This window comes from Microcystis sp. M49636_WE2, from assembly GCF_030065375.1.
Lineage (GTDB): Bacteria > Cyanobacteriota > Cyanobacteriia > Cyanobacteriales > Microcystaceae > Microcystis > Microcystis aeruginosa_C.
The window spans coordinates 1-8,338 of sequence record NZ_JASJFG010000519.1 but is presented as its reverse complement, the minus strand read 5'-3'; the positions used below and the strand labels follow the sequence as shown (position 1 = coordinate 8,338).

The following is an 8,338-nucleotide window of genomic DNA, read 5'->3' as shown; positions in this document are numbered from 1 at the left end:
CCAAAGCTTGACTGATGAGATTGTAGAGACGTTGTAGATCAAAACCCCGGGGGTCACAATGGGGATATTTTCCTTGATTAATCAGAAAACTATCCACGGCAAAATGGCTGACAATTTGCGGTAATTGTCCCGTTTGTAAGGCTGCGAGGAGATAATATTTCGCCGTTTGTTGGTATTGAAAATCGCTGTAACCGGGGAGGGGTTGCAAGCGTCCTTTGGTCAAACAGTGGGATCCCGGCGCTTGTACCAGTTCAATGTTAACGCTGGAGATAACCCGACGATTTCTTTCGGCAAAAACCGGCTGCAAGCGATCGCAATTAGGGTGAGATAGCTGCTGACAAATCGCTTCTGTTGCCCATAATGCGGTGCTTTTTGCCCCATCAAAGTAATTTGTGGGATATTCTTTGACTAAACGCCTAAAGACTGCTTCTGAAGGCGTATTTAACCAAATTCTCGCTCTTTTTTCTAACTCAGGAGCCGATCGCGTACTCAAAGGAACACCCGCTAAAGCAAGTGCAAAACCCTTGACGCGGATAGTTTCTGGGGTAAGTTGCCACAGTTGACGCACTAATTGATCCCTGGTGTCTGCGGGCAGCATTTCGGCCGCTTGTTCATAAAAAGTGGCAGTGGGACGGTGACGTTCAAAAAAAGGCCGGGCGATCGAGTCTAAAATATCTCTATCCCTGGAATTCGGTTTGCGGGGGATGTAAACATTCGGACCCAATTTCATCGGACCGCGAGCATATTTTTTCTGCTCTTCGATGTTACCCGCAGTCATACTCCAAGCTGTATCGTGGAGAATAAACAAGGGAGCGCGATCGAGGGTTAATTCGGTTTCTGGCGGGGCAATTTGCAAAAATTCGGCGATTTTCTGCTTTTCTAACTCATCTAGGCTCTTACCGGCTAAATTCTCCCCCACAGTGGAGGGATTAAAAATATTTATGGTGGCAGTGGAGAGACTAGAGGTATTCAGTTTTAAAATCAGTAGGGACAAGACCAAGCTAATCACCAAAGAAGTCACTCCCGATCGCCATTGTTCCCAGGGAAAGATAGAATATCTAGGGAGAGAAAATTGTCTTGATTTTTGCCGTCTTTGTCGATTCATCTGACCTTTTTAACTCGCTTTCCACCCATTGTATTCACTTTCTCGAAAAAGGCAATTAATACTAAATCCGTTGATTATAAGCTACATATCAGGATAGGCAATAGGCACTCTTGCAATAGGTAGCTTTGTTCTCCCCACACCCCACTTCATAATTCATAATTCATAATTCATAATTCCCACACCCCACACCCTACACATAATTACTGAGGAACCATTGAGTATTAAAAGCTCGATCGCAGGATATTTCTAGTAATCTTATGCCTGATTCCGGCAAAACTGCGATTTTTTGCTCAAAATCAGTCCAATCGCTGATTAAATGGTAATCGATACCGTAGGTGTGACAGAGTTGGCAAAAGTCGATATTTTGGGGAGTGGCAAAAAATTCTTCAAAGGGAGGGTCAAATTTGGCGATCGGCAACATCTGGAAAATGCCTCCCCCCTTGTTATTGATTAAAATTATGGTCAATGAGCCAACAAAATATTTTTTGATTAAAAAACCATTTGTGTCGTGTAATAGGGCTAAATCTCCCGTTAATAGCAGACTGGGGACATTTTTATAAGCTATTCCTATCGCAGTGGATAGGTTGCCGTCGATGCCATTGGCCCCGCGATTAAAATAGGGACGAATTTGGCGATCGCTAGGCGGGTTAAAAAATTCGGCATAGCGAACAGGCATACTATTAGAGATAAAGATCGGGGTGCGGGGGGGGAGGTATTGGGAGAGCAGCCAGGGGATTTTCCCTTCAATCAGTTTAGTTTCTGCTGCCAAAAGGCGATCGATAGTTAATCTGGCTTGCTGGTCGAATTTGTGCCATAATTGCCGATATTCTCGATTATTATCGGTTTTATCTGGGAATAAATCCCCTAATTGCTCGATATTTACCCTGAGATGTCTGGTTTTTCCCTGTAGAGGATCGTAATTATCGGGATGGGGATCGATAATCCAACGCGGACAGTCGATTTCTTCTAACCAGGTCCGTAATTCTTTGCTGGTGGGTAATTCGCCAATTTGTAGGACAACATCGGGGGTTAATTGGGTTCTAAGGGCAGGATTCCGCAATAATAAATCATAGGTAGTGATGAGATGGGGATTTAACCCTGCATAGTTTCGCAGAGGAGATAAAGCTTCCGCTAAGACGGGATATTGTTGCGATCGGGCTAAATTAGCGATCGCCTGACAGTAACTTTCGGGGTTTTGCGGGGAAGCTAATCCCGCGATGATAATTCCTTGGGGGGGTAAAGAAGGAATTTCGAGAATTGAGTGGTTAATGGCGATATTTTGCCGAGATATATGGCTAAAAAAAGCTTCTTCGTCAAAATTAGCCTCTAAATTGTTAATTTCTAGATCGGGAGTTGGTGCGAGGGGATCGCGAAATGGTAAGTTCAGATGCACCACTCCGGGGACAGGATCAAGACAGCGCCACCACGCGTGGATGATAGTTTGACGGAGATAGCGTAAACGCTCGATATTGGCACTAGGACAGCTAATTTCCGCTTGCCAGTTGGGATAATTACCGTAGAGTTTGACTTGATCGATAGTCTGACCGGCATGAGCATGACGCAATTCTGGGGGGCGATCGGCGGTTAGAATTAATAAAGGGACATGACTTTCTTTTGCTTCAATGACTGCGGGATAAAAATTAGCCGTGGCGGTCCCGGAAGTGCAGACTAGAACCACCGGTTGATATAATTGTTTGGCTAATCCCAGGGCAAAAAAAGCGGCCGAGCGCTCGTCTAAGATGGGAATAGCTTCAATCTGGGGATGTCTTGCCAAGGCTATCGTTAAAGGAGTCGAGCGCGATCCGGGAGAAACCACCCCTATCGTCAATCCCAAACGGGCCAATGTTTCGACTAAAATAGAACCCCAAAGTGTATTAAGATTGCGAAAATCGATCGACATTTATCAATTCAGTGGCAAAGGTTAGGGGACAATAAGTTAAAGAGTCTATTAATAAATTTAACATTGGCTGGAACTGGCCAAGAATAAGTTATTCCTGAGTCAGTGATCCTAGTTAAGTTTACTCTCGATTCCCAGGCCAATTTATCCCTTTTCGGGGTTCCTTCTCGCCAAGTTTTAACCAGAAAATTTATAGGTTAATACCACATTGATATTAGCTGCCAGCAGGGCCAAGAATAACAGGAAAGTAAAGCGATCGATCCAGAATTTTTTAAAGAGACCAAAGATATCCTTGAGATAGAATACTCCCAGAATTGCTGCCGTACCGATCATAAAATAATAGCGACCGTAGGGAGAAGCTAATATCCATGCTGTCAAGTTGAGATGAATCGACCAAACTCCCAGAAAGATAAAAATAATTGAGGCAGTTAATCCGTCAGTTTCCTGGCGAAAATCATCAAGAAAGATGCCTAGAATAATAAACATAAACGGATAAAAAGGAATCATATACCAAGTAAAAAAGTGACTTTGCGCTCCCGTGGCAACTAAAATTAAGGTGTAGAGGATTACCGGTAAAGCGAGTAATCTAACTTGGGGACTAGCGGGATTTTTTCTGAGAAAGGGTAAGAGGGTTAACCAGCTAAAAATTAACCAACCATCCTCGAAAAATACCGTAGGAGTGGTTAGATATTTGACAAAGTTAAAGTCCTCAAAACGCAGGGATTGTTCTTGAAATATCTTACGAAAAAAATCGTAGTCGTAGATAGCACCGTAGAGAAAATAGAGAGAGAAAAAGAAAGCACTGATCGCAGTCACATAAATGGCTTCTCGTCCTTGCTTTTCGTAAATCAAGAGGACAATTAATAATACTACTAAATAAATGGCTGTTACCTTGACTAAACAGGCTAAACCAGCTAAACAAGCGGCAATGTAGAGATATTTTTTCTGCTTAGTTTGATAGTATTGCCAATACAGTAAGATGATAAATAAGCAGAAAATAATCATTAAATTTTCACTAATAGCTAATCGAGATAGAAAAACTGTATTGGGATTGGTGGCATAAATTAAACTAGCGATTATAGCGATCGATAAATTACTTAACTTGAGAGCGAGTAAATAGACCAAAACTATAGAAGCAATACCTAAGAATAAAGAAGGGACTCTAATAATAGTTAAACTGCAATCAAAAAAAGTTTTTGCCCCTCCTAAAAGAGCAAATAAACCCACCAATAAACCAAATAAAGGAGGATGATCAAACCAGGGAGTAACCAAACGATAACGGATATTTTTCGCTTCCCAAACCACCGTAGGAAAATTATCCGTGGGACTTAACCATGACCAACTGGTGGGGATACCCGTTTGTAATAAACTCATGCCACTCCAAGCAAAAGCATATTCATCAGAAGTCCAATTATCTGGAGGCAAAGAATCATAATTATAGATTCGCAAAAAAGCACCTAAAAAGGTGATAATTGCTCCAATCAACCAATGTTTATGGACAGTCAAAAAGCTGGGCATCGATTATTAAGGACAAGGGGCAGTGACCAAATAATAGTCAGAATTTAATGGTATAATGGATGGGGTGATAATGACAGAAAAATCGGGATGATTAAAGTAAACAGACGTAAATTTTGCCAGTGGATCAGTCTGATCGGTGCAGGAGTCGGCCTGGCAGCGATTCTAGATAGAAAAAATATTGTTTCCCCCTCCACCGCTACAGCAATCATCCCCCCGCAACCCCCCCAAAATTCCTCTTTTCCCCCCCGACAAAGCTTTTCCTTTGAAACCGTTACTCTCGATCCTAGCGGTTTCGTGATCGAGCGCAATTCCCGCAGCGCCGAATACTACAGCGAAACCCTTGCGGGATTAGAGATGATTGCTATCCCTGCTGGCACTTTTATCATGGGGACACCGGACGGAGAAAAAGGAGACTTTACCGGTAGTGATAAACCCCAGCGCTTAGTCAAGGTGAACAGTTTTTACCTGAGTAAATACCCGATAACCCAAAAACAATGGCAAATTGTCGCTAATATCCCCAAAATTAACCGCGATTTAAACCCCAATCCCTCCCACTTCCAAGGGGATAACTTACCCGTCGATAGCATCTCTTGGTATGATGCGATCGAGTTTTGCGAGCGACTTGCCAGGGCCACCGGCAGAAACTATCGGCTCCCAAGCGAGGCACAATGGGAATATGCTTGTCGTGCCGGCACTACCACACCCTTCTACTTTGGTGCCACCCTTACCAGTGAATTCGCTAACTACTATGCCATTAAATTTCCCTATGCAGTGGAAAGAGAGAGCGAATTTCGAGCTAAAACCACCCCTGTAGGTAGTTTTCCCCCAAATGCCTTCGGATTATACGATTTACACGGCAGTTTATACGAATGGTGTGCCGATCCTTGGCATCGCAACTATAAAAATGCTCCCAACGATGACCAAGTATGGCCGGCCGATCCTAATAGCACCGGCAATCGTTATCGCGTCCTGCGTGGAGGTGGTTGGGGGACAGAATTGAGGGAATGTCGCTCCGCTAGTCGAGGCCAATTTAGCCCCGATAATCGCTATAGTGTATTAGGATTCCGCATCGCCAGTAGTTAGCTCAAAATTCTGGTTTCAACAACTTTGCCGGTAAATTGTGCGTCTCTAAACCTGTTTTAGTCTGTGAGTGTAAGCGAGTGACCAACTGTCCACCCTATCCCTTTTTAACCACCCCCGTCGGCTCTTTGCAAATCCCTTTTTTAGAGCAAATTGAAGGAATTATTAGCAATAATAGTTATATTCTCAGGGATGAACCCCAGTTACTCAAATTATCTCTAGTTATTCCCACCTATAACGAGCGAGATAACGTTATTCCCCTAGTCGAGAATCTCAGTCAATTACTCGATCGAAAAATTCCCGATCAGTATGAACTAATTATCGTCGATGATGACAGTCCCGATCGCACTTGGGAATTAGCCAGCAAATTAACCCCGGATTACCCGCAACTGCGGGTGATGCGTCGTCAGGGAGAAAAGGGATTAGCGTCGGCAGTGGTGCGGGGTTGGCAAGGGTCAAGGGGTGAGATACTAGGAGTAATCGATGGAGATTTGCAACATCCCCCCGAAATTCTCTATAATCTCCTCGAAACTATCGAAAAAGGAGCCGATTTAGCTCTTGCTAGTCGTCACGTCGAAGGGGGAGGAGTGAGCGAGTGGAATCTGCTGCGAAGATTTCTCTCCCGCGGCGCTCAAATTCTTGGTTTAATTCTACTGCCAGAGGTGGTCGGTCGCGTCTCCGATCCCATGAGCGGTTACTTTATGGTCCGCCGTCAAGCGATCGCCGGTCCGATTCTCAATCCCACCGGTTACAAAATTTTACTAGAAGTCATCGGCAAAGGCCGCATCGAAACCATCGGAGAAGTGGGTTATGTCTTCCAAGAGCGCCTAGAGGGGGAAAGTAAGGTAACTTGGAAACAATGGCTAGAATATATCTTTCATCTGCTGCGTTTGCGCTCTCAAAAGCCATTAAGGTTTTTAGATGCAATTGTCAATCTACCTTTAGATAGATTTATTCGCTTCGGTTTAGTGGGATTAACCGGGGTTTTTGTCGATATGGCCTTTCTCTATCTTCTCAGTGATCCCGCCGCTTTGGGTTGGGGATTAACCCGCAGTAAAATCATCGCCGCCGAATTAGCAATTATTAATAATTTTATCTGGAATGATCGCTGGACTTTTGGCGATTTATCCGCTCGTCAACGGGGTTGGAATAAACGCTGGAAAAGATTTTTCAAGTTCAATTTGATCTGTTTAGCTGGTTTAATTTTAAACGTCTTGCTGCTCAACCTTCTCTTTAATGGTTTAGGAATCAATCGCTATCTAGCTAACTTTATTGCGATTGCTATCGTCACGGTTTGGAACTTTTGGGTTAATCTTAAACTCAGTTGGCGGGTGACAAAATAGCCAGCTAGAAGCAAAAAAATGGTGGGCCAAAATTGAGATGCGCTTACCCTGTTGTCCATAGCATTTGATCCCCGCTTACTCCAGCCTATGATCCTGATTACAGACCAAATTTACCAGTCTATTTTCACCCACGCAGAATCTACCTATCCCGAAGAATGTTGTGGGTTACTCCTAGGAAAAATTACCGAGACAGCAGCCGAAGTTATCAGCATACAAGCAACAGAAAATAACTGGTCAGGCAATAAAAGAAACCGCTTTAGTATTGCCCCAGAAGTGCTTTTACAAGCTCAAAAATCGGCGCGGGAAAACCAGCTAGAAATTATTGGTATCTATCATTCTCATCCAGATCATGCCGCCATTCCCTCGGAAATCGATCGCCAATTAGCCTGGTCAGGATATACTTATTTAATTGTCTCCGTAGTTTCAGGGCGGGCGATCGATTTACAAGCTTGGCAACTGGACGAGCGCGAACAATTTCAAATCGAACCTCAAGAATTAAAATGTTTTTGACATCGCTTGAGAACAAAAAAGAAAGGCTGGGGAAAGTTTTTAAAATCCATAATTCCCAGCACCGTATTATCATCTACTTTCCGAAAAGAGTCATTAATCGGCAAATAATCATAAATCATCGTGGCGCTAACTTTGTCGCGATATTCCATCATTCGCAGTCTAGCCTGACTTGTCTCTGTTTTCAGCAAGGAGTTGGTCAGCATCAGCAAAGGTTTCAGAGAATTATTTTTCAGTATCGGCAGCTTCAAAATCCAGTTCATGGCCGTGGGATTGGGTGCCACCTTAAAAATTTTTCCCTGACCATCTAAAAATAACAGGGGGTGGACATTCTCAGTATCGACAAATTCTTTACCATACCAATTAGATGCCTCTAATAAACCATCCATTGGGTGATTTGTCTCAAGTCCAGAACCTTGCCAAACACCGAGCATAAAGTCTAAACTCACGGGTTCGAGAGCGTCAAACAATTCTAACGCTCTTTCGGTGGTCGTTTGACCAGCTTTAAGAATCGACTGGCAGCTTTCTAATTCTAATGTTTCCATTGTCTCGCTCTTATTGTGTCCTGACAATGATATTATAGCTGCCCAGCCAGAGGGTCGGGGATTGCCCCTCGGCTAAAATCACCAAACATCCCACATATCTTCACTCAATGGGTCATCGTATCACTCTAGGGTTTCCAGCCATTCACTCATTTCTTCCTTGATGGTTTCTTTAAGTTCTCGCAAATCATCTTTATTTATTAGACCTTTTTCCAGTAAGAAAGTGTAGAACTTTTTCAGACTACCTGCGTTAGCCTTGAGGCTTGATTGACTGGCCCACAGGGCCTTTTTGATAAACCAATAACCCAAAAAGTCACCGACCATATCTACCCCGTCTTTAGCTTCT

Annotated in this window: 7 protein-coding genes and 1 pseudogene; 3 read left to right on the top strand and 5 right to left on the bottom strand. The window is 43.5% G+C overall.

Features of this window, described 5'->3' with window-relative positions; translation table 11 throughout:
* The 3 genes from PX484_RS12135 to PX484_RS12125 form a co-directional block, all read right to left on the bottom strand.
* On the bottom strand, positions 1-1,105 hold a 1,105-nt coding region (locus PX484_RS12135), incomplete at its 3' end, for a hypothetical protein (RefSeq protein WP_288104019.1).
* Positions 1,106-1,295: 190 nt separating this feature from the next.
* Entirely contained in the window at positions 1,296-3,005 is a 1,710-nt protein-coding gene (gene menD, locus PX484_RS12130; protein WP_002799986.1) for a 2-succinyl-5-enolpyruvyl-6-hydroxy-3-cyclohexene-1-carboxylic-acid synthase, read from the bottom strand.
* A gap of 174 nt (positions 3,006-3,179) precedes the next feature.
* Positions 3,180-4,520, bottom strand: coding sequence for an ArnT family glycosyltransferase (locus PX484_RS12125; RefSeq protein WP_287764988.1), 1,341 nt, complete (start codon positions 4,518-4,520; stop codon positions 3,180-3,182).
* An 87-nt stretch (positions 4,521-4,607) separates the two neighbouring features.
* Here PX484_RS12125 and PX484_RS12120 point away from each other — a divergent pair, with 87 nt between their 5' ends.
* The 3 genes from PX484_RS12120 to PX484_RS12110 all read left to right on the top strand — a co-directional run bounded on the left by PX484_RS12120 (position 4,608) and on the right by PX484_RS12110 (position 7,453).
* Positions 4,608-5,603: a formylglycine-generating enzyme family protein gene (locus PX484_RS12120; protein ID WP_002799989.1), complete on the top strand. Its 996-nt coding sequence runs from the start codon at positions 4,608-4,610 to the stop codon at positions 5,601-5,603.
* Positions 5,604-5,680: 77 nt separating this feature from the next.
* Positions 5,681-6,943, top strand: a complete 1,263-nt coding sequence (locus PX484_RS12115) for a glycosyltransferase (protein ID WP_287664709.1) — start codon at positions 5,681-5,683, stop codon at positions 6,941-6,943.
* 87 nt (positions 6,944-7,030) lie between these two features.
* A complete protein-coding gene (locus tag PX484_RS12110) occupies positions 7,031-7,453 on the top strand; it encodes a M67 family metallopeptidase (RefSeq protein WP_149975709.1) in 423 nt (140 codons plus the stop codon).
* On the opposite strand, the gene PX484_RS12105 is transcribed toward PX484_RS12110, so the two are convergent.
* Together PX484_RS12105 and PX484_RS12100 are read right to left on the bottom strand one after the other, a co-directional pair.
* Complete coding sequence (locus PX484_RS12105; protein ID WP_287664705.1) at positions 7,432-7,995, bottom strand: DUF4334 domain-containing protein; 564 nt, start codon at positions 7,993-7,995, stop codon at positions 7,432-7,434. The two genes, PX484_RS12110 and PX484_RS12105, sit on opposite strands and share 22 nt — an antisense overlap.
* Positions 7,996-8,115: 120 nt before the next feature.
* A pseudogene (locus PX484_RS12100) lies at positions 8,116-8,338 on the bottom strand (recombinase); the annotation flags it as partial.

Excerpts from the sequence above, each read along its gene's own strand:
- PX484_RS12120 (WP_002799989.1), top strand. The coding sequence starts at position 4,608 with ATGATTAAAGTAAACAGACGTAAATTTTGCCAGTGGATCAGTCTGATC.
- PX484_RS12125 (WP_287764988.1), bottom strand. The coding sequence starts at position 4,520 with ATGCCCAGCTTTTTGACTGTCCATAAACATTGGTTGATTGGAGCAATT.
- menD (WP_002799986.1), bottom strand. The coding sequence starts at position 3,005 with ATGTCGATCGATTTTCGCAATCTTAATACACTTTGGGGTTCTATTTTA.
- PX484_RS12105 (WP_287664705.1), bottom strand. The coding sequence starts at position 7,995 with ATGGAAACATTAGAATTAGAAAGCTGCCAGTCGATTCTTAAAGCTGGT.
- PX484_RS12110 (WP_149975709.1), top strand. The coding sequence starts at position 7,031 with ATGATCCTGATTACAGACCAAATTTACCAGTCTATTTTCACCCACGCA.